Source organism: Idiomarina sp. MD25a (assembly GCF_001870515.1).
Classification (GTDB): Bacteria; Pseudomonadota; Gammaproteobacteria; order Enterobacterales; family Alteromonadaceae; genus Idiomarina.
On the sequence record NZ_MDGT01000003.1, the window covers coordinates 221,242 to 241,538 of the forward strand.

At 47.4% G+C, this 20,297-nt stretch carries 14 protein-coding genes; 9 read left to right on the forward strand and 5 right to left on the reverse strand.

The window, feature by feature from the left end; genetic code table 11:
• Positions 1-2: 2 nt before the first annotated feature.
• Positions 3-1,322 carry a sodium-dependent transporter gene (locus BFR57_RS05190; protein WP_071462973.1) on the reverse strand — a complete coding sequence of 440 codons (1,320 nt, stop codon included), beginning with the start codon at positions 1,320-1,322 and terminating at the stop codon, positions 3-5.
• A 207-nt stretch (positions 1,323-1,529) separates the two neighbouring features.
• Between BFR57_RS05190 and pckA the strand changes: the two genes are divergently transcribed.
• The 3 genes from pckA (at position 1,530) to BFR57_RS05205 (ending at position 5,392) form a co-directional block, all read left to right on the forward strand.
• Complete coding sequence (pckA, locus tag BFR57_RS05195; RefSeq protein ID WP_071462974.1) at positions 1,530-3,131, forward strand: phosphoenolpyruvate carboxykinase (ATP); 1,602 nt, start codon at positions 1,530-1,532, stop codon at positions 3,129-3,131.
• Between the two features lie 130 nt (positions 3,132-3,261).
• On the forward strand, positions 3,262-4,209 hold the full coding sequence (locus BFR57_RS05200; RefSeq protein WP_071462975.1) for an ABC transporter ATP-binding protein: 948 nt from the start codon (positions 3,262-3,264) through the stop codon (positions 4,207-4,209).
• Entirely contained in the window at positions 4,196-5,392 is a 1,197-nt protein-coding gene (locus tag BFR57_RS05205) for an ABC transporter permease (RefSeq protein ID WP_071462976.1), read from the forward strand. Before BFR57_RS05200 ends, BFR57_RS05205 begins: the two co-directional genes overlap by 14 nt.
• Positions 5,393-5,445: 53 nt before the next feature.
• On the opposite strand, the gene BFR57_RS05210 is transcribed toward BFR57_RS05205, so the two are convergent.
• Together BFR57_RS05210 and fabR are read right to left on the reverse strand one after the other, a co-directional pair.
• Positions 5,446-7,464 carry a S9 family peptidase gene (locus BFR57_RS05210; protein WP_083405044.1) on the reverse strand — a complete coding sequence of 673 codons (2,019 nt, stop codon included), beginning with the start codon at positions 7,462-7,464 and terminating at the stop codon, positions 5,446-5,448.
• A gap of 28 nt (positions 7,465-7,492) precedes the next feature.
• Entirely contained in the window at positions 7,493-8,122 is a 630-nt protein-coding gene (gene fabR, locus BFR57_RS05215) for an HTH-type transcriptional repressor FabR (RefSeq protein ID WP_290439324.1), read from the reverse strand.
• Between the two features lie 181 nt (positions 8,123-8,303).
• Here fabR and BFR57_RS05220 point away from each other — a divergent pair, with 181 nt between their 5' ends.
• From BFR57_RS05220 to BFR57_RS05230, 3 genes are read left to right on the forward strand one after another with little or no spacing between them, the layout of a single operon-like run.
• Complete coding sequence (locus tag BFR57_RS05220; RefSeq protein WP_071462978.1) at positions 8,304-9,437, forward strand: fatty acid desaturase; 1,134 nt, start codon at positions 8,304-8,306, stop codon at positions 9,435-9,437.
• 57 nt (positions 9,438-9,494) lie between these two features.
• Positions 9,495-9,797, forward strand: coding sequence for a hypothetical protein (locus tag BFR57_RS05225; protein ID WP_071462979.1), 303 nt, complete (start codon positions 9,495-9,497; stop codon positions 9,795-9,797).
• Between the two features lie 6 nt (positions 9,798-9,803).
• Positions 9,804-10,499 carry a putative metalloprotease CJM1_0395 family protein gene (locus tag BFR57_RS05230; protein WP_071462980.1) on the forward strand — a complete coding sequence of 232 codons (696 nt, stop codon included), beginning with the start codon at positions 9,804-9,806 and terminating at the stop codon, positions 10,497-10,499.
• On the opposite strand, the gene BFR57_RS05235 is transcribed toward BFR57_RS05230, so the two are convergent.
• Both BFR57_RS05235 and greB read right to left on the reverse strand, forming a co-directional pair.
• Positions 10,496-12,802, reverse strand: coding sequence for a Tex family protein (locus tag BFR57_RS05235; RefSeq protein ID WP_071462981.1), 2,307 nt, complete (start codon positions 12,800-12,802; stop codon positions 10,496-10,498). The two genes, BFR57_RS05230 and BFR57_RS05235, sit on opposite strands and share 4 nt — an antisense overlap.
• A gap of 31 nt (positions 12,803-12,833) precedes the next feature.
• Positions 12,834-13,346, reverse strand: a complete 513-nt coding sequence (gene greB, locus BFR57_RS05240) for a transcription elongation factor GreB (protein WP_071462982.1) — start codon at positions 13,344-13,346, stop codon at positions 12,834-12,836.
• Positions 13,347-13,450: 104 nt separating this feature from the next.
• Between greB and BFR57_RS05245 the strand changes: the two genes are divergently transcribed.
• From BFR57_RS05245 to BFR57_RS05255, 3 genes are read left to right on the forward strand one after another with little or no spacing between them, the layout of a single operon-like run.
• Positions 13,451-15,997, forward strand: a complete 2,547-nt coding sequence (locus BFR57_RS05245; protein ID WP_171903941.1) for an EAL domain-containing protein — start codon at positions 13,451-13,453, stop codon at positions 15,995-15,997.
• A 40-nt stretch (positions 15,998-16,037) separates the two neighbouring features.
• Positions 16,038-17,039, forward strand: a complete 1,002-nt coding sequence (locus BFR57_RS05250) for an efflux RND transporter periplasmic adaptor subunit (protein ID WP_071462984.1) — start codon at positions 16,038-16,040, stop codon at positions 17,037-17,039.
• Positions 17,032-20,238 (forward strand): efflux RND transporter permease subunit, encoded by a 3,207-nt coding sequence (locus BFR57_RS05255; RefSeq protein WP_071462985.1) that lies wholly within the window; start codon positions 17,032-17,034, stop codon positions 20,236-20,238. The genes BFR57_RS05250 and BFR57_RS05255 overlap by 8 nt, the downstream gene beginning before the upstream one ends.
• Positions 20,239-20,297: the final 59 nt, after the last annotated feature.

Below are 20,297 nucleotides of genomic sequence, written 5' to 3' on the forward strand. Positions count from 1 at the left end.
AGTTAAGCAATAGCGCTTTGGTAAAAAACCAGCCCCATCAGTACCGGGCAGATATAGCGTAAATGCCAACGCAGTAAACGGTAGCGCAATCCCTGCGCTGCCAACGCTGTAACATGATTACTGCGCTTCCAGAACCAGCCGATAACAAGCAAGTAAAATAATCCCGACAGCGGTAATTGGAATTGTGTTACGGCGGTAACCACCCAGCCAAACAGCGGCTCAAACCAGAGCACTAGGGACAGCGCGAGCAGCGCGATAACGAGCATGGCAATGGCGACGGCGACAGGACGTGGTAAGTCGTGCTCTTCTAGTAAATAGGAGACCGGCACCTCCGCCTGCGCCATGGTTGATGTGAGTGCGGCTATGCTGAGTAAAATAAAGAAGCCAAAGCCAACCCATAAACCGGCAAAGCCCATACTGCCGAACAGTTCTGGTAAAACAGCGAATATCAACTGTCCTTCACCAATAAACTGGTTGCCTTGTTCAACGGAAACGCCCAATTTAATAGCGACAAATAATGCAGGAATAATCAGCAAGCCCGCTAAGAATGCGACCAACGTATCTAACGCGGCTACAGATAAACTTAAACGACCCAATTGCGCACCCGGACGCAAATATGAGCCGTAAATCATCATGCCGCCCAAACCAATCGATAACGAGAAAAAAGCCTGACCCATGGCGGCTATATAAATATCGGGATCGGTAAACTGTTGAACCTCCGGAATCAGATACGTTTTAAAGCCTTCGCCTGCACCGGGTAAACTGGCTATGTAAACGATGAGCCCGACTAATAGAATAACCAGCAGCGGCATCAAACGTTTTGACCAGAGTTCGATACCTTGTTCGACGCCTTTAAGGACAACCGAGGCAGTAAGAATTAAGAACACGGAGGTAAAGACCAGATCGCGCACCATGCTGCCGGTCAGTAAAAAGTCAGCAATGCCTGACAAGCCCATGGCAGTGGCAAGATAGCCCAGTGCGTGAACTAACATCCAACCGGCAACGATGTGATAGAAACTTAACATTAAACACGAGCCAATGACGTTAAGTAACCCCATCGTCGCGCCTACCGGACGCATGCGTTCCTCGCTAAGTTGTTTGAGCGAGCGAACTGGATTGGCTTGCGCGTGATGACCAATAAGCATCTCACTATAAAGCGCAGGAATAGCAAGCACAAAAATCACACACAAATAGACGAGTAAAAACGCGCCGCCGCCATGATTTGCAACCTGGGTCGGAAACCCCCAAATGTTACCTAAACCAACGGCTGACCCCGCCGCCGCTAACACGAATCCAATTCTTGACTTAAATGAGTCACGCATAAGGACAAAACAACTTTAGTTAAATATTAAGTAAAAGAGGTGGCATTCTAACGGACTGAGAAAATTTTGCCCTATCTTTTTTTACCAATAAAAGGTAACATTCGCGACCAAATTTTATGCTTGTGGCGAGTGCATAAAGGGATTTACGCGAGTGCCGCAAGAAATAACGTTCGTTTAATGCAAGACCGTATCTCAGGAGCCCTTGTCATGCCAAATTTGGATCTGAGCCGCTACGGCATCAATGATGTCCAAGAAGTTGTTCATAACCCCTCTTATGATGTTCTATTTGAGGAAGAAACTCGCAACGACCTGCATGGTTTTGAAAAAGGAACCGTGACCAAGCTCGGTGCCGTTGCAGTAGATACTGGTATCTTTACCGGTCGTTCACCAAAAGATAAATACATCGTTAAAGACGACACAACACGTGACACTGTTTGGTGGGCGGATCAGGGTAAGAATGACAACAAAGCGATGTCGCAAGAAACCTGGACACACTTAAAAGGGTTGGTGACCAATCAGCTATCGAACAAACGCTTGTTTGTCGTTGATACGTATTGTGGTGCTAATGAAGATACGCGCCTAGCGGTGCGCTTCATCACCGAGGTGGCTTGGCAAGCGCATTTCGTGAAAAACATGTTTATTCGTCCATCAGGGGAAGAGTTAGAAAACTTTGAGCCTGACTTTGTGGTGATGAACGGAGCAAAATGCATCAACCCAGATTGGCAAGAGCAAGGTCTTAACTCAGAAAACTTCGTGGCGTTTAACCTGACCGAAAAAATCCAGTTGATTGGCGGTACATGGTACGGCGGTGAGATGAAAAAAGGTATGTTCTCGATGATGAACTACTTCTTGCCGTTACAAGGCATGGCATCGATGCACTGCTCAGCTAACGTGGGTAAAGACGGTGATGTTGCGGTGTTCTTCGGTTTATCGGGAACCGGTAAAACAACATTGTCGACGGATCCAAAGCGAGCACTTATCGGTGATGATGAGCACGGTTGGGACGACGATGGCGTATTTAACTTTGAAGGCGGTTGTTATGCGAAAACTATCAACCTGTCTAAAGAAGCGGAGCCTGATATTTATAATGCCATTCGTCGTGATGCGCTATTAGAAAACGTCACCGTGCGCGAAGATGGCAGCGTTGATTTTGATGACAATAGCAAAACTGAGAATACCCGCGTTTCGTATCCGATTTATCACATCGATAATATCGTTAAGCCAGTGTCAAAAGCGGGGCATGCGAAGAAGGTTATTTTCCTAACTGCAGATGCGTTTGGTGTATTACCTCCTGTATCAAAGTTAACTAAAGAGCAGGCGCAGTACCACTTCTTGTCTGGCTTTACAGCTAAATTAGCGGGCACTGAACGTGGCGTCACTGAACCCACGCCAACCTTCTCAAGCTGTTTTGGTGCGGCTTTCTTGACGTTGCACCCGACTCAGTATGCTGAAGTACTAGTGAAGCGTATGGAAGCTGCCGGGGCTGAAGCGTATTTAGTTAACACCGGCTGGAACGGAACCGGTAAGCGAATTTCCATTAAGGCAACGCGCGCAATCATTGATGCCATTCTTGATGGTTCGATTGAAGATGCTGAATTCCATCAGTTGCCATACTTCAACTTGGCAATGCCGACTGCATTGGCGGGCGTTGAAGATAGCGCTATTCTTGATCCGCGTAATACATACGAGGACGTAGAGGACTGGAACTTGAAAGCGAAAGACCTCGCGCAGCGTTTTGTAGCGAACTTTGAGAAGTTCACTGATACTGAAAACGGTAAAGCGTTAGTAGCTGCAGGACCCAGCGTTTAAATAAATCGCAGCTTACAAATTGAAACAAAATAAAAACCCGCAACGGCTGTTGCGGGTTTTTTTTGCTCTGTAAGATATACTCAATTCTAAATTACGTATTTTTTACATTTATCTAAACGCTGCGAGAATCATGAATATACAAATAACAAACTTAACTAAGCGTTATAAGACCGTCACCGCGGTTGATAATATATCGCTCACGGTCAACTCAGGCGAAATATACGCATTGCTAGGACCCAACGGCGCAGGTAAATCATCTTTAGTGCGTATGCTGGTGGGTTTAACCCAAGCTGACGAGGGCAGTATTGAAATTTCCGATGCCAGCGGTCCCCGTCCTCAACTCAGTCCTGAGGACTTCGCCTATTTACCTGAAGATCGAGGCTTATATCAAGATCGGACGATACTGGATAACCTAGGCTTTATTGCTGAATTACGTGGTCTAGAAAAGTCGCTAGCGCAGCAGCGCATTGACCAATGGTTAGCGTATTTTGATCTCACTGATCGGAAAAAGGAGCCCATGCGACAGCTTTCCAAAGGTAATCAGCAAAAGGTGCAGTTAATTGCGACACTGATTCACGATCCCGATTTGGTGATTTTAGATGAGCCATTCTCAGGTCTCGATCCGGTTAACCAAGAGCATGTGATGAACGTTTTAACCGACTTGAAGCAACGGGGTAAGACAGTACTACTGAGCGCTCATCAAATGGCATTGGTGGAACGTCTCGCCGATAAGATGTTGTTGATGTCTCATGGGCGTGCGTTAGCACAAGGTACATTGGCTGAAATACGTGCAAAACTGCAACCTCAGCGAGTTTATCGTATCGAATGTGATGCTGAAGTCGCTCAACGTCAATGGGCCCAACATGAGGCTATCGTTGATGTGTCTGTGATAGATACCGATTTGGCACATGTGACAGTTGACCCTTACGTCGATGTCCAGCATTTATGGCCAGATCTTAATCAACATGTACCCATGCGCAGCTTCTCGCCGCTACAACTTGGATTGCATGAGTTGTATCTCAACACCATTGAGCAAAACAATAACAAATCAAAGGATGTTCAGCATGAGCCTGCTTAGTAGCAAAGTATCGAAAATCGCGTGGTGGGAGTTCCGTCGCTTTTTCAAATGGAAGCAAGAGCTTATCTCTATCGGCCTACTGGTTGTCATCATGGCTGTAAGTACGGGGTGGGGAGCGATTAGTGCCGTATTCGAAGAGCAATATAATGGCGCAATTTATTTCGAGCAACGCGCTAACCCCGGCGACTATGAAGCCCCTAAAGATATCACTTTGCGTGACGCAGGCTCGATGGAAATTGAGAAGTGGAAGTCGCAGCTACCAGAGACGCTCGACGTCGTGGTGATTGTCCACCCAGATAATACAGCGACACTGCGCGTGCATAAACGTGACGATTGGCAAAGCGATTTAACCGACTTACTACAAAGTTACTTACAAACGTTACGCGTTGCTGGATTAGCGCTTACCGATGAGCAGCGTGCAGTTCTCGACTCTAAACCCGAAGTAACGCTTGATATTGCTAAAGTCGATGTTGATGAGTCGGTAACTGATGACGAAGGAAGTAGCGAGCTGGGAATGTTTTTAGGTATTGGTATCTCCGTTGGCGTATTTACCGGTTTTGGCTTGATGATGATGTCGATTACGGCGGAGAAACAGCAGCGAGTGACTGAGCAGCTACTAACGATTATTTCCCCACGCGAGTGGATGGATGGGAAGATTGTTGGCATCACCTTACACAGTTTGAAGGCGATGGTATTCATCGGCTTATTCTTTGGCGCTATCGCATTACTCGCTGCGAGCTTTAGTAGCGATGGTTCAATAAGTTTTACCTTTGATCCCTTTGTTGTGATTGCATCGTTTGTGTTTGTCATGCTCGGCTTACTGATGATTAATGCAATGCTGGCAGGTTTCTCGGCCACGATTGACGACCCGAATCATTCATCACGTAGCTCGTTTATGCTCATCCCGTTGTTGCCTATATTTCTTTGCTTCAGCGTTGTCGATAGTCCGGACGGTACGCTCGCACAAATTATGAGTATTTTACCCGTTTCATCATTCATGATGATGCCAGCGCGCTTGGCACAAACCGACGTCGCTTGGTGGCAAATAGGCCTCAGTTTAGCGTTGTTAGTGGTCAGTCTTATCTGGATGCGGAACGTTGCGGCTCGTTTGTTTGCTATGGGAATACAATTCTATGGTAAAGAGCCCAGTTGGAAAGATATTTGGAATGCCATACGAGGCTAATGCTTAAACTAAAAAACGCCGCAAAATGCGGCGTTTTTTATGATACTCAAGACTTACTTAATTTGCTCAATGTGGTCGATAGCAAAAGGCGGTTTGTCTTCTGCTTGTTCGACTAAGAATGAGTTCATCCAGCGCATCAATCGGATGCTGTAATCGAGTTGTGCTGCCATATGACGGTTACCATGTCCTTCGCCTGGGTACAACACCAAGCGGACGGGTACATTACCGTGCGTCTTAAGGTAACGATAAAGCTCCATGGATTGCGATGGATGCACACGGGTGTCTTCCTTGCCGTGCATAATAAGGATAGGCGTGCGCGCTTTTTCCGCATGATAGATAGGTGAACGCTCGAGGTACCATTGCCATTTATCCCAAGGATAGCTGCGAGCGTGTACGGCGTTCATTTCTTTGGCAATATCGGTCGTACCAAACTTTGAAAGGTTATCGCTGATACCAACAAACATCACGCTTGCGGCAAAATGTTCAGTTTGAGCGGTCGCACCCCAAGCTGACGCGTAACCACCATAAGAACCACCCGTGATCCCAACGCGAGCTTCATCAGCTAGACCCATATCGACCAGATGCTGTTTGCCATCAACAATATCGTCAAATTCTTTACCCGCGTAGTCATTTTGGCTAAGTTTAGAGAACTCCACACCACGGCCTGTGCTACCACGGTAATTAGGGAAGAATAACGCGTAACCTTGCGCTGCCGCATGTTTCACTGGCGATGAGTAACGATCTAACCAGCCATTAGAGTAATGTGACTCAGGACCTCCATGAATAACCATAATCAAAGGGTATTTTTCACCTTCTTGATAGTCAGTTGGATAAACAAGGATTCCTTCGAGTTCAAGACCATCGCGCGCTTTATAAGTGATCGTTTCCTGCTTAGGCATCGTCACTTCTTCTAACCATGGATTAGAAAAGGTTAAACGGTTTAAACCACGCGAGGTAAACTCAAATGCTTCATTAGGATGGGCAGGGCGGTTGCCTCGTAAGACAATCTTATCCACGCCAGCAGCACCGTCTAAACCGGTAAAGATCGCTTCACCCGCGTCAATCAAGTCGCGATTCTCCAGGAACTGCAGGGTTAACGCTTTGACTTCTGATTCGGTGCCCCGGTGACCTAACCAAACTAACTCCTGCTCAGTACGCCAGGTAAAGTCTTGGATTGAACCTTGGTAATCGGGTAGTACACGACGGATAGTAGCGTCTTGGGTATTGTATACCTTGAGTACGCTGGCTGATGGATCGTTATAATCAGCGGCACTGATCAATGCAACATACTGACCGTTTGGTGAAAATTCGGCTTTGCCCAGCTTTCCTTCAGTAGCAATACTCGCAACAGTCTCACCAGTTATAGACATGATTTGATATTGGCTGCTCATGTAGAGATCGTCGACTAACGGCGTTGGAGCGGTGCGTACCAGTAGTTGCTCGTCATTTGGACTCCATTGAGCAGAGATGACCTGAACATCATCAGGAGTCATTTGTTGAGCCTCTGCATCGGCTTGGCTCAAGTCGACTTGGTATAAATGACGGTAGGTAAGATCCTCTTCGTAGACTTCTGCTTTGAAACCGTACTCAGCCTCTTTTTTGGCGTCTTTGTCGCTGCTACCCGTTGAGAGAAAAATTAATGACTGACCATCTGAACTTAAATCGTACGCTGTGATTGAGCCATCGAATTCGTAAACTGATTGGACGCCACCACCGGCGAGTGGAATGCGATAGAGTTCGCTGTAATCATCGCCGTCACGCTTAGCGGTAAAGTAAATATATTCGCTGTTAGGGCCGAACTCGACGTCAGAAAAAGATTCATCCTTGCTTAAATAAACCGTTTCCTTACCATCACTGGTTCGAATAACTAATTCGGTTTTACCACTGTCGTCCTTGTCGGTATAAGGGCGTGCGGGGTAGTACTTGGTAATAGCCGTGAATTGACCGTTAGGGGATAGGTTAACATCGACAACCGATTGGGCCGTAACCGTCTCCATTAATGTCATGTCGCGCGCTTGTCCTGTTACGGCCAAGCCCAACAAACTGACAGCTCCGAGCGTTCTCGCTATCATGGTGTTCTCCATTTAAGGTTGTTGTAATTTATTCTACTTTAGCACGTCGAGTGGCCTCTGCACCGCGAGCGACAAGACGCACTTGTTGTATTGTTTGTTCTGCGATCTGAAGCCGTTGGGTGTCATCGACGTCGAAGCAATCGGCACCTGCGCTGAACACAATTTTTACGATTGCATCAGACTGCAAGTCAGCGAGCCGAGCGCTGAAACCTTGCTCGTCACGTAAATATTCAATGAGTTCAGCCTTAAAATGCTCGAGTTCGCGTTCAACCGCCTTACGGAACTCGCGAGAGCGACCTGTGCGCTCTTGTAATAACAATCTAAAAATAGCGGTATTATCAGCCACAAATTGCATGAAGGTCTCGATTGAAACACGAATAATTGAGCCACCTTTATCAATGCGTTGGCGTGCTTGTCGAAGCAGTTGTCGAAGCGTCAAACCACACTCGTCGACCAGGGTGAGTCCGAGCTCATCCATATTACGAAAGTGGCGATAAAAGGAGGTGGGGGCGATACCTGCTTCACGAGCGACCTCACGAAGACTCAGGCTTGAAAAGCCGGTTTCCGCGCTCAACTGATTCATCGCGGCGTTGATCAAAGCGCGTCTGGTTTTTTCTTTTTGTTGTGCTCGTACACCGAGCGTTTGGGCTTTTTCCAAAATCGTGTCCAAAACTGTGCTTCATGTCGTAAATAGAATAATAACATAGCTTAAAAGACAATCATTGCTTGAGTTTTTTTATTAAAGAAGTAGAATTCAGCGTACAGGTGTTAGCTGATCTTTAAAGATTATCAGTTTTAACTACCTGGCGTGGTAAGAATTAACTAAATGTGAGTTACGAATGAATTCGATTAATGCAAAACCCCCAATCATCTGGTTGAATGTTTGGGTGTTCGCAATTACCTTCGCCATTGCGGCGATAGGTGTACCTGTTTATGCCTATGTACATGGCATTGATTCCAGTCTTTGGTGGGCATTGTTGGGAACAGCCTGCTTCGCGGGTATTTCAATCACCGCCGGCTATCACCGGTTATGGTCCCACAAGGCTTATAAAGCGCACCCTATTGTGCGTTTCCTGTTCGCAATTGGCGGTGCCGTTGCGTTACAAAATAGTGTGCTGCACTGGTCAAGTGACCATCGTGTGCACCATACTCATGTAGACGATAACGACAAAGACCCTTATTCAGCGAAACGAGGTTTTTGGTATTCGCATATCGGTTGGATGCTGCGTGAGTATCAAGCCAGTCGTTATAGCGACTACAACAACGTAAAAGATTTACAAGAAGACCCGATTGTCATGTGGCAACACAAGCACTATTTATTGCTTACCTTGCTGACTAACTTTGGTTGGCCATTGTTATTTGGCTGGATGATCGGTGACGTATTAGGTGGCTTGTTGGTTGTAGGGGTGTTGCGTCTTGTACTCAATCACCACACCACATTCTTTATTAATTCGCTGGCCCATATTTGGGGCTCGCAACCTTATACCGATAAGAACACAGCGCGGGATAATGGTGTGCTCGCTTTTTTGACCTTTGGCGAGGGCTATCACAACTACCACCATATCTTTTCGGCGGATTATCGAAATGGTATCCGTTGGTATCAATTTGATCCAACAAAATGGCTGATCCGTGGTCTATCGTATCTTGGACTGACAAGCGACTTGAAGCGCACATCGGGTTACCAAATTGAGCGTGCTAAATTGACCATGCAATTAACGCGTGTGTCAAGAAAGGCGAAGTCAGCACCGCAGGTGTTAATCGATAGCGCGCACGAACACTATCAGCAGATGGCAACCTGTTTGCGTGAGTATTATCAAACACGTAAGAAGCTGTTAGATGCTAAGGCTAAGCAGTTGAAAGAGCAGGTTCATTTCGACGGTTTGCAAGAACGCATCGATGAACTCAAGGAAAATCTTGAGGAGCAACAACGGCATTGGCGTTCATTGCTGACCGAGATTAAGCGTTACGCTTGAATCTGAATAAAAAATCAACAATAATGAGCACATACTTAATTGAATTGAGGAGTGCTCATGGATATTAATAATGCGTTATCTGCTGGTTTGCAGGGTATGCAACGAGCAAGTCAGCAAGTGACTGAAGCCAGTGCAGAACTCGCTAATCCTCAGGATAGTAATGCCCGTTGGCAGCAAGCTGACACAGATTCTGTGAACGGCTCGGAAACTGCGAGCGAGACGCTGAACAGTGTTCCAGCTAACACTGCAACTGATTCGCTGGTTTCTCTAGCGCAAGGCGAACAAGTATTTGAAGCGAACACGCGAAGCGTCGAAACAGCTGACGAAGTACTGGGTACTTTAATTGATACCAAGGTGTGATTATCTTTGAATATCTCACCTGCGTTACCTCCTTATCCCCCGATTACAGCACCTGCTAGTGAACAGCTAGCAGGTGATAATCAAGAGCGTCCTGCAGTAAAGCAACCCGAGTCAGTCGAGGGTGAGCAGACGTCGCAATCGAAAGCCGATGATAAGTCAGGCAAAGCAGAAGAACGCCCTTCAAAGCCATCCAATCGCGAGGAAGCTCAAGCAGCGCAAGAGTTGCAGGAGTTAAAACAGCGCGACCAAGAAGTGCGTGTGCACGAACAAGCGCATGCGGCTGCAGGTGGGCGCTATGCTGGGGCGCCGAGTTATGAATATGAACGCGGCAGTGACGGTAAATCGTATGCCGTAGCGGGGGAAGTGCAAATTGATGTCAGTGTGGTGGAGGGTGACCCGCAGGCCACAATTGATAAGATGGCGATTGTTAAGCGAGCTGCACTGGCACCGGCTGAACCTTCAAGTGCTGACCGTTCTATTGCCTCTGAGGCAACCCAAAAAGCATCGGCAGCTCGTGCCGAATTAGCACAGCAGCAACTCAACCCTGAGCAGAGCCAGCAAGCACAGCCTAGCTTTGCAGCCGATAAAGAATCATCTTCAGTCGATGAACAACCTAAAGAATCCGCTAGCACTGTAGTGGGCGCACGCTATAGCAAAGCGGTGAGCCCGAGTGCCGACCCGGGCTTTAGGGTGTCTGCTTAATCTTTTTTCGCTTTAGCGAAGGCATCTGCAAATGCGCTACCCATCGCAGATGATGCTTTATCTACAGGTTTCTTTTTGGCGTTAGCCGTCGCCGGAGACTTGCCCTGCTTATGAGTTTTCTTCGCAGGTGCTGCATCATCATTTTTGCGCATGCTGAGACCGATACGTTTTCTATCGATATCAACCTCAACAACACGTACCTTTACGATATCACCTGCCTTCACAACCTCACGAGGATCACTGACGAAGGTATCGGCGAGCGCAGAAATGTGAACAAGACCATCTTGGTGTACACCGATATCCACAAATGCACCGAAATTGGCAACATTGGTGACGACCCCTTCTAGCAGCATGCCGGGCTCAAGATCAGCGACTTTCTCTACACCTTCTTTAAACTGTGCGGTTTTGAATTCAGGGCGAGGGTCACGCCCGGGCTTTTCAAGTTCGCGAACGATGTCTCGCAGCGTGGGTAAGCCGACCGTCTCGGTGACAAAAGCATTTAAATCGAGTTGGTCAATCGCTGTTTTGTTACCAATGAGCTGCTCAACGGCAATGCCTGCTTTGTCAGCCATCGACTCAACAATGTGATAAGACTCTGGGTGAACAGCCGACGCATCGAGTGGGTGCTGACCTTCATTGATGCGCATGAATCCGGCGCTCTGTTCAAACGCTTTAGGTCCCATGCGCGGAACATCCATTAAGGTTTTACGAGTAGAAAAAGCGCCATGTGTATCACGGTACTCAACGATATTCTTCGCAAGTGTTTTGGATAGTCCTGCCACACGTTGCAGGAGCGCTGCTGAAGCTCGATTAACGTCAACGCCGACAGCGTTTACGCAATCCTCAACGACGGCATCGAGACTTTGAGCTAGCTGTGCTTGGCTAACATCGTGTTGGTACTGCCCCACGCCGATCGATTTCGGTTCAATTTTAACGAGCTCAGCCAGCGGATCCTGCAGGCGGCGCGCAATTGATACTGCACCACGTAAAGCAACATCCATGTTCGGAAACTCTTGCGCAGCGAGTTCCGATGCCGAATAGACAGAAGCACCTGCTTCGTTGACCATGACCTTGGTCGCTTTAACATCGGCATTCGCTTTCAGCATCTCGGCAACCAAGCTATCGGTCTCGCGTGAGTGGGTACCATTACCGATACTAATCAATTCCACTTTATGCTGTTTACAGAGTCCGGCTAAGGTGCGCATTGCCTTGTCTTTTTGGTTCTGCGGTTGAAACGGAAAAACAGTATTAGTATCCAGAACCTTACCCGTTTCATCGATAACCGCGACCTTCACCCCGGTGCGAACGCCCGGGTCGAGACCCATCGTGCGCTTGGCACCCGCTGGCGCGGCCATGAGCAAATCAGCCAAGTTATTTGCAAAAACTTGAATTGCTGCGCTCTCGGCTTGCTCACGTACCCGAGCCATGAGTTCGGTTTCTAGATGGAGCGATAGTTTTACTTTCCACGTCCACTGTACAACTTGGGCACGCCAAGCATCAGCAGGTCGACGTTGATCGGAAAACCCGACAAACTCAGCAATCATCCGTTCAACTTCAGCATCTTTCTGTGTTTCTAGTGAAGGTGCTGGATCCAACGACAACTGTAAGACGCCTTCGTTTCGACCGCGAAAAAGAGCGAGCGCGCGGTGCGATGGTATACGGTTAAATGCTTCAGCAAAGTCAAAATAATCGCGGAACTTGCTACCTTCTGTTTCTTTGCCTTTGACTACTTGAGCGCGTAAGTGAGCATGTGTCCATAAGTGGTTTCTTAGCTGTTTTAGCAACTCAGCCTGTTCCGAGAACCGTTCCATTAGGATAGCTCGAGCGCCATCCAATGCATCTTTTGGCTCATTAATTTTGTGCTCTGTATTGAGGTACGCGTTAGCGGTTTCGTCAGGTGTTAAGTCTGGATTGTGCCAAAGCTGGTCGGCTAAGGGTTCAAGCCCTGCTTCAATCGCAATCTGACCTTTGGTGCGACGTTTGGGTTTATAAGGTAGGTAGAGGTCCTCGAGCTCGGTCTTTGTATCTGCCGCATTAATTTTGGCGGCTAAATCGTCGCTGAGCTTTCCTTGCTCCTCGACTGAACGCAAGATAACGCCGCGACGTTCTTCTAATTCTGTTAAATAATTCAGGCGTTGATGCGCTTGTCTCAGTTGCGTGTCATCAAGGCCGCCGGTGAGCTCCTTACGATAACGCGCAATGAATGGGATGGTGGCACCCTCGTCGAGCAATTTGATAACTGCTGTTATTTGCTTTTCTTGTACGCTGAGTTCCTGCGCGATTTGCTGACTAATTCTTTCCATAAGTTACTCTACTTCTAAATCCAACTGGCCTCTATTGGCTCGGCTTTGCGTTACTGCAATCCGTTTCGCTAAAGGCGTGATACTGTATTTTATTAATGAACCAACATTGCTCGCCTTTCGGGGTCACAACGATGACTTCATCATCGACATGCTTCTTTAAAAGTGCTCTTGCCATCGGCGCATCGATCGAGACTACGTCTTTCGAGTCATAAATCTCATCAGGCCCAACAATCTGAAAACGACGGATTGTACCTTGCTCGTCTTCTATCTCAACAAATGCACCAAAAAATACTTGTCCATCTTGTTGAGGTGAATAATCGACCACCTTGAGCTGATCAAGGCGCTTACTCAAATAACGAATCCGGCTATCGATGCGGCGCAGCTTTTGCTTATTGTATTTGTAATCTGCATTCTCACTGCGGTCACCAAGGCTCGCAGCCCAGGAGACCTTTTCAACAGTTTCTCGGCGCTCAACACGCCATAAATGATTCAGTTCTTGTTGCAACTTATCGAAGCCATTTCGAGTGATAAGATTCGTTTTCATAATGTTTTAATGAATGTTATATATAGAATAATAAATATGCACGATCGCAACATAAGTGTGATTTTTATTCATCAAAAATGATATTAAGCAAAGGTATCTGTCATTTGCGCATAATACTTACGTTTCTTCTTTGTCTCAGTTTATACGTTCCCGCGAGCGATGTCTTTGCTGATTCCGTAAAGCATCTGAAAGTTGGGGTGTATGACAATCCACCCAAACTTTTTCAGTCCGATGAGGGAGAAGTATCGGGGATTCTCGGCGACTTGCTTAGCCATATCGCCGAGCAGCAAGGTTGGCAACTTCAGCCAGTAGCGTGCGAGTTTGCTGACTGCTTAACCTTACTCAAGGAGGGACACATAGATATATTGCCTGATGTTGCGATGACGCAAGATCGTGCTTCGTTTATTTCTGTTCACACCGAGCCTGCACTACTGAGCTGGTCAAAAATTTATACCCGCTCAGGCGCAAATATTCGCGATATTTTTGATCTAGAAAACAAACGCATTGCCGTGGTCGATGGCTCTGTTCAACAGAGTTATTTGACTGATATTGCGACAGGTTTTGATACGCCACTTATTTTGACACCCGTCATAAGTTTTGAAAGTGGTTTTCAGCAGCTATTAGATGCGCAAGTGGATGCTGTTGCGAGTAATCAATTTTTTGGTGATAACTATGTGGTGGACAAGGCGCTCGATAGTACGCCTATCGTATTTATGCCGACAGAACTCTATTACGCCGTTGCAAAAGGTACTCACAAGGAAGTACTCAATAGTATCGACAAGGCGTTAGCCGCGCTCAAGGCTGATAGTGATTCAGCGTATTATCAGATACTTGACAGTTACGAGCCCGCAACCAAGCTGATTAAGCTGCCCAAGTGGATATGGTATGTGATGAGCCTACTGGTGTTGTTAACCATTGGCTTTATTATATTCAACCGCATGCTGAAGCGCCGAGTGCAGGAAAAGACACAACAACTCGCGGTGAGCGAAAAGCGTCTTGAAGTCATTTTGAATAGTGTCGATGCCTGCATCTTTATTAAAGATTGCGACTTAAACTATCAGTATGCAAATCAGCGCTGCGCTGAGTTATTACGTATGCCATTGGAGCAGATCAGCGGCTCAAATGATCATGAACTATTTTCAAAGCCGATGGCAGACTTCCTTAATGAAAAAGATCGCCATGTACTAAGCACGCGAAAGCGACTCGCCTACCAGGAGCAGCATGTTGATCAACAAACCGGTGAGGAACGATTATTTTGGTCAGTAAAAGTCCCATTGACGGCTCCTGACGGAAAGCTTATCGGCATTTGTGGTATTGCGACCGATGTGTCGGAGTATGAAGCGCTGAAATCGGAAGTGCAGAAACTCGCTAACTTTGACCCCCTAACCAATTTAGGAAACCGACGCACATTAATCGACAAGTTAGCGGAGCGATACTCAAAAAATAGCTTTGCTCCATCGGATTGGTTGATGTTCGTTGATATTGATCAGTTTAAGACGCTCAATGATCGCTACGGACACGACGTAGGTGACCAATTACTGACACAAGTGGGTGAGCGCATCAAGTCTCATTGTAAAGAAGATGAGATTGTTGGACGGCTCGGCGCAGATGAGTTTTATTGTCTGAGCCAATCAACCCATGACCAGCTTCGACTGTCTGATTTGGACGAGTGGCTTAATCAGCTTGTTATAAAGCTTAATGCGCCATTTTGGATAGCAGAAACGCAACTGTCAGTCTCATTTAGCTTTGGATTGGTCAGTTTAGCCGACTGCAAAGATTATCTCGAAGCGATGAAAGCGGCTGACTTATCGGTTCAACAGGCTAAAGTTTCAGGTGGTGACTGTATTCGATTCTTTAATGAGCGGATGCAACAAGAGTTTAACCAACGACAAGTACTCCTTGATTCATTAAAAGCAGCCATCACGCATCGCCAGCTATCACTTGCTTATCAGCCCCAGTATCGTCAAACGGCAACCGGAGAAACTCGATGCATTGGTTTTGAGGCGTTACTGCGGTGGCATGATAATGAACACGGCTATGTTTCACCCGGTGAGTTTATTCCATTGGCCGAATCGAATGGACTGATGTCGCAATTGCATCATCTGGTGATGGACCAAGTTACTCAAGATATGGACGTTTTGGGTCACTGTTTCACTGATGATAACTGGGTCGTGGCTATTAACGTGAGCGCGAGCCAAATTAGAGCGAGTGACTTCTTACACGATCTTAAACAACGTGTTGATGAAGAGCCTCGCTTGGCTCGACACCTTGAGTTTGAGATAACCGAAAGTGTGCTGATTGATGACATCGATGAAGTGGCTCAGCTGATGAGGGATGTGTCTGCTACGGGAATCCAGTTCGCTTTGGACGATTTTGGCACCGGTTACTCATCGTTGATTTACCTCAAGCTGTTGCCGCTTAGACGGTTGAAAATTGACCAAGGTTTCGTTAAAGATTTATTGAGCGACCGCAGTGATGAAGCGATTGTTAAAACGGTAATCGCATTAGCTAATGGCTTGGGACTCGAAACTATTGCCGAGGGCGTGGAAACTGAAGCACAACAGAATCGTTTGGTCGAATTAGGATGTAATCAACTGCAAGGGTTTTATTTAGGTCGCCCCGAACCGCTAGCGCATTGGCAAAAAGACTGATATTATCATTATATATAAAAACATATTGTAAGAGGTTAAAATGAGAGCCTTACGTTTCCTCTTGATTGCGCTGGTCATGCTCGCGAGCTTCAATAGCTTCGCTCAACAAACGATTGAGGTGACCGTTGAGCAACAACCTGAGTGGCTAAAAGTCAATGGCGTGGTAGAGGCCACTCAACGTTCGACAGTCTCTGCGCAAACAGCGGGAACGATCGTTGAGTTACCGTACGATGTCGACGATACCGTACCGCAAGGCGCCCTGATTGTAGGCTTGGACGACTCCGAGCAACAAGCGCGTTTGCAACAGCGTGAGGCGGAACTCGCCAGTGCAGAAGCAACGCTAGACCAGAATCAAAAGCAGTTTCAACGCGTTCAACAGTTATTCCAACAAAACTCGGTGTCGACCTCGGAACTGGATCAAGCAAAGACCGCGCTCGAACGCGCACAGTCGTCGGTTAAGCAAGCTAAGGCAGGACTCGAAGAAGCGCGTAAGCAGTTATCCTATACACGCGTCACCGCACCGTATGCAGGCATTGTTACCGATCGTTGGGTTGAGTTAGGTGAGTCAGTCCAGCCCGGACAGCGTCTCATTACCGGCTTGTCACTCGAGCAGTTACGGGTGGTGGCAGACGTGCCTCAGCAATTTAATACGTTGGCGCGAGACTTTTCTACGGCACAGATCCAGCTGGATAATGGGGTATCTATCGACGCCACGGCGCTGACGTTTTTTCCTTATGCTCAGCAACCGAGCCATAGTTTTAAGTTGCGAATGCTGGTGCCGTCACAAGGTTTGCGACTATTACCCGGTTCTGCGGTTGATGTATGGCTAAAAATCGGTGAGCGTGATGTCATTCAAGTTCCCCGCTCTGCTTTGCACATTGATGGGGAATTGCGTGCGGTGTATGTCGTCGATAAGGGCAACAACCCGCAACTAAGGCAAGTATATACAGGGCGCATCACTCGCGACCATGTCGAGATACTGGCGGGTCTCCAACCAGGCGAACGCGTGGCTCAAGACTGGAGTCGGATTCGTTATGAGTAAGCCTGAATCGCTCGGCCCATCGGGTCATATTGCACGCATATTTCAACACTCTCAGCTCACACCGCTCATTATTTTACTGGCGGTCGTATTGGGTGTAATCGCTGTTTGGGCTACCCCGAAGGAAGAAGAGCCTCAGATCGATGTCACGATGGCGGATGTCATGGTGGCATTTCCTGGCGCGAGTCGCCAGCAAGTTGAGAGCCTCATTACCACACCGGGCGAACAGGTATTGAGTGAAATGTCCGATGTTGAGCATGTCTATTCAGTGGCTCAGCCTGGTATGGGGATTATCACGGTTCAGTTTGAAGTGGGTCTCCCGCGACAGCAAGCGTTAGTGCGCCTTTATAATAAAGTGCAGTCAAATGCCGACTGGTTCCCGACCCAATTGGGTGTCGCACAACCCATTATAAAACCTAAAGGTATTGACGACGTACCTATTATGACATTGACGCTACGCGCTAAAGAAGGGGCCAAAAGTGCACAGTCGCTGACTGCTGTGGCACATCGACTGGAAATAGCGTTGAAGCAAATTCCTGGCACACGCGATATTCGAACGCTCGGTAGCGTACCGCGATCCATTCATCTGACTATACAGCCTAGTGCACTTGCGCGTTATCAGCTGTCAGTGGCTGCGATTCAGCAAGCGCTAAAACAAAGTAACTTAGTAAGCGCTGAGCAACGTATTGTGGTCAATGGTCAGTCGATCCCAATGCAGGTAGGTCAACCATTGAGTTCGATGGATGATTTGAAAAAGATCGTTGTCGCGGTTTACGACAATGCGCCGGTATATCTAAATGACATTGCTAATCTCAGCTACGCAGACGTGCAAATGCCGCAGTCAGTGCTCAGCTCTGGCGGTCAAACCGATACGCCCGCTGTCACAATCAGTATTGCCAAAAAGCCTGGGGAGAATGCGATAGATGTTGCTGATGCAGTGAACGCGAATTTAGCGAGTTGGCAAAACCGACTGATCCCTGCAGATGTCGATGTGCAAGTCACGCGTAACTATGGTCAAACGGCCGCGGAAAAATCGACTAAACTCATTACCGATCTCATATCGGCAACGGTATCGGTTATCGTATTAGTTTTACTCACTATGGGTTGGCGACAATCGCTGATTGTTGGTGTTGTGGTTCTAGTAACGTTACTCTTTACGCTAGTTTTCAGTTGGTTCTGGGGCTTCACACTTAATCGCGTATCGCTATTTGCGCTGATTTTCTCGATCGGCATCTTGGTTGATGATGGGATTGTAATTACCGAAAACATCCACCGTCGACTTGGGCTCTCAAATAGGCCTGCTAAATCACTTATTCCACAAGCGGTTGATGAAGTCGGTTCGCCAACAATTATGGCAACATTAACGATTATCGCCGCACTATTGCCGATGGCGTTTGTGACAGGCTTGATGGGTCCCTATATGAGCCCTATTCCGATTAATGCGTCTGCAGGTATGGTGTTCTCTCAACTCATGGCATTTATAGTTGCGCCTTGGTTGGCATTACGACTGCTTAGAAACCAACGACATAGCTCAGATGCAGATAAAGAGCTCGAGGATGGCGCGCCTGATAAAGTCATGAAGGTGTTTAATCGTGTGTTGGGCGCCTTTATTGGTGCTAATTATCGGAAACGCCGTTTCTTTCTGGGGTTGGGTATTCTCGCGTTATTGATTGGTAGCATATTATTACCTGCTAATCAGGCGGTTATCTTAAAGATGCTTCCCTTTGACAATAAGTCCGAGTTACAGGTTGTGTTGGATATGCCGGAGTCTACCTCGGTATTAGAAACACAGCGTGTGCTGGGCGAGATGACTGATTACCTGAAAGAGATTGATGAGGTGGAGAGTTGGCAGCGCTATGCTGGAACGGCGAGCCCGATTAATTTTAATGGGTTAGTGCGGCAATATTATTTGCGTAACGCACCCTATCAAGGCGACATACAGATTCAGTTAAAACATAAGTCTGATCGCGAGCGTGACTCGCATATGATAGCAATCGCTATTCGTGATTCTTTAGCCGAAATCGCAAGCCGCAATGGCGGCCGTGTAAAAGTGGTTGAAGTACCACCTGGACCGCCTGTATTTGCGCCTATCGTAGCAGAGATTTATGGTGGCACACTGACCACGCAGGCCGCGCTCGCAGAAAAGTTGAAAAACGTGATGCACGAAGTGCCCGGGGTGGTCGATGTGGATACTTCGTTGACCGAGCCGACACCTAAATGGCAATTAACGGTTGATCGGGAGGCAGCGGCGCAAGCAGGGCTGACTCAGGCAGATACCGCTAGGGCGATTAATACGTTGAGTGGGAGCGAACCCCTGGGTTACTTAGACGATCCCTACGCCAAGTATGCTGTGCCGATCTGGCTTCAAATTCCGACACAACTGAGGGCAAGCCAAAGTGACTGGCTTAGCTTGCCTATGGTCAATAATGCAGGTAAGCCAATCCCGTTGTCCAGCTTTGCCCAATTTGAGCAACAACAATGGCAGGGCAGCGTTTATCACAAAGATCTGCGACCCGTCACTTATGTGCAAGGTAATATGGCGGGTGAGACAGATTCGCCTATTTACGGCATGTTAGCGGTGGTTGATAAAATCGCTGCCATGCCCGATGCACCTGAGCAGTATTTTATTAACGAACCCAATGCTGAAGGGCCTGTTGCCATTAAGTGGGAAGGCGAATGGCAAATCACCTATGAGACGTTTCGTGATATGGGCATTGCCTACAGTGTGGGCATTTTCATGATCTTTGTTTTGCTGGTTGCGCAATTTCGCTCCTACTTAATGCCATTAATCATTATGTCGCCCATACCACTGACTTTGGTGGGGATTTTGCCGGGACATTGGTTGTTGGATAAAGAGTTCACTGCGACATCAATGATTGGCATGATCGCGCTGGCGGGCATTATTGTGCGTAACTCAATCCTGATAGTGGTGTTTATCCGGCAACGCATTACCCGAGGTATGGCGTTAGAGAAAGCGGTCATATTGGCTGGCGCGGTGCGTTTAAAACCGATTGCACTTACCGCGGTATCAGCAATGGTGGGCGCGTACTTTATCTTGAGCGATCCCATTTTTAATGGCTTAGCCATTTCGCTAATTTTCGGTCTGGCTGTGTCAACATTACTGACGTTACTAGTGGTGCCGTTACTCTACTATGCGTTATTCCCTTGGCTTGCAGATAGTCGTTCGTTGGCGCAAGATTGACACATTTGTTAACACACGCGGGCTTCATAAGTGATGAATCTCGCGCTATCTTAACAGCA

Bases quoted from the DNA above. Each gene is read 5' to 3' on its own strand.
- BFR57_RS05190 (WP_071462973.1), bottom strand. From the start codon at position 1,322: ATGCGTGACTCATTTAAGTCAAGAATTGGATTCGTGTTAGCGGCGGCG.
- pckA (WP_071462974.1), top strand. From the start codon at position 1,530: ATGCCAAATTTGGATCTGAGCCGCTACGGCATCAATGATGTCCAAGAA.
- BFR57_RS05200 (WP_071462975.1), top strand. From the start codon at position 3,262: ATGAATATACAAATAACAAACTTAACTAAGCGTTATAAGACCGTCACC.
- BFR57_RS05205 (WP_071462976.1), top strand. From the start codon at position 4,196: ATGAGCCTGCTTAGTAGCAAAGTATCGAAAATCGCGTGGTGGGAGTTC.
- BFR57_RS05210 (WP_083405044.1), bottom strand. From the start codon at position 7,464: ATGATAGCGAGAACGCTCGGAGCTGTCAGTTTGTTGGGCTTGGCCGTA.
- BFR57_RS05220 (WP_071462978.1), top strand. From the start codon at position 8,304: ATGAATTCGATTAATGCAAAACCCCCAATCATCTGGTTGAATGTTTGG.
- BFR57_RS05225 (WP_071462979.1), top strand. From the start codon at position 9,495: ATGGATATTAATAATGCGTTATCTGCTGGTTTGCAGGGTATGCAACGA.
- BFR57_RS05235 (WP_071462981.1), bottom strand. From the start codon at position 12,802: ATGGAAAGAATTAGTCAGCAAATCGCGCAGGAACTCAGCGTACAAGAA.
- greB (WP_071462982.1), bottom strand. From the start codon at position 13,346: ATGAAAACGAATCTTATCACTCGAAATGGCTTCGATAAGTTGCAACAA.
- BFR57_RS05250 (WP_071462984.1), top strand. From the start codon at position 16,038: ATGAGAGCCTTACGTTTCCTCTTGATTGCGCTGGTCATGCTCGCGAGC.
- BFR57_RS05255 (WP_071462985.1), top strand. From the start codon at position 17,032: ATGAGTAAGCCTGAATCGCTCGGCCCATCGGGTCATATTGCACGCATA.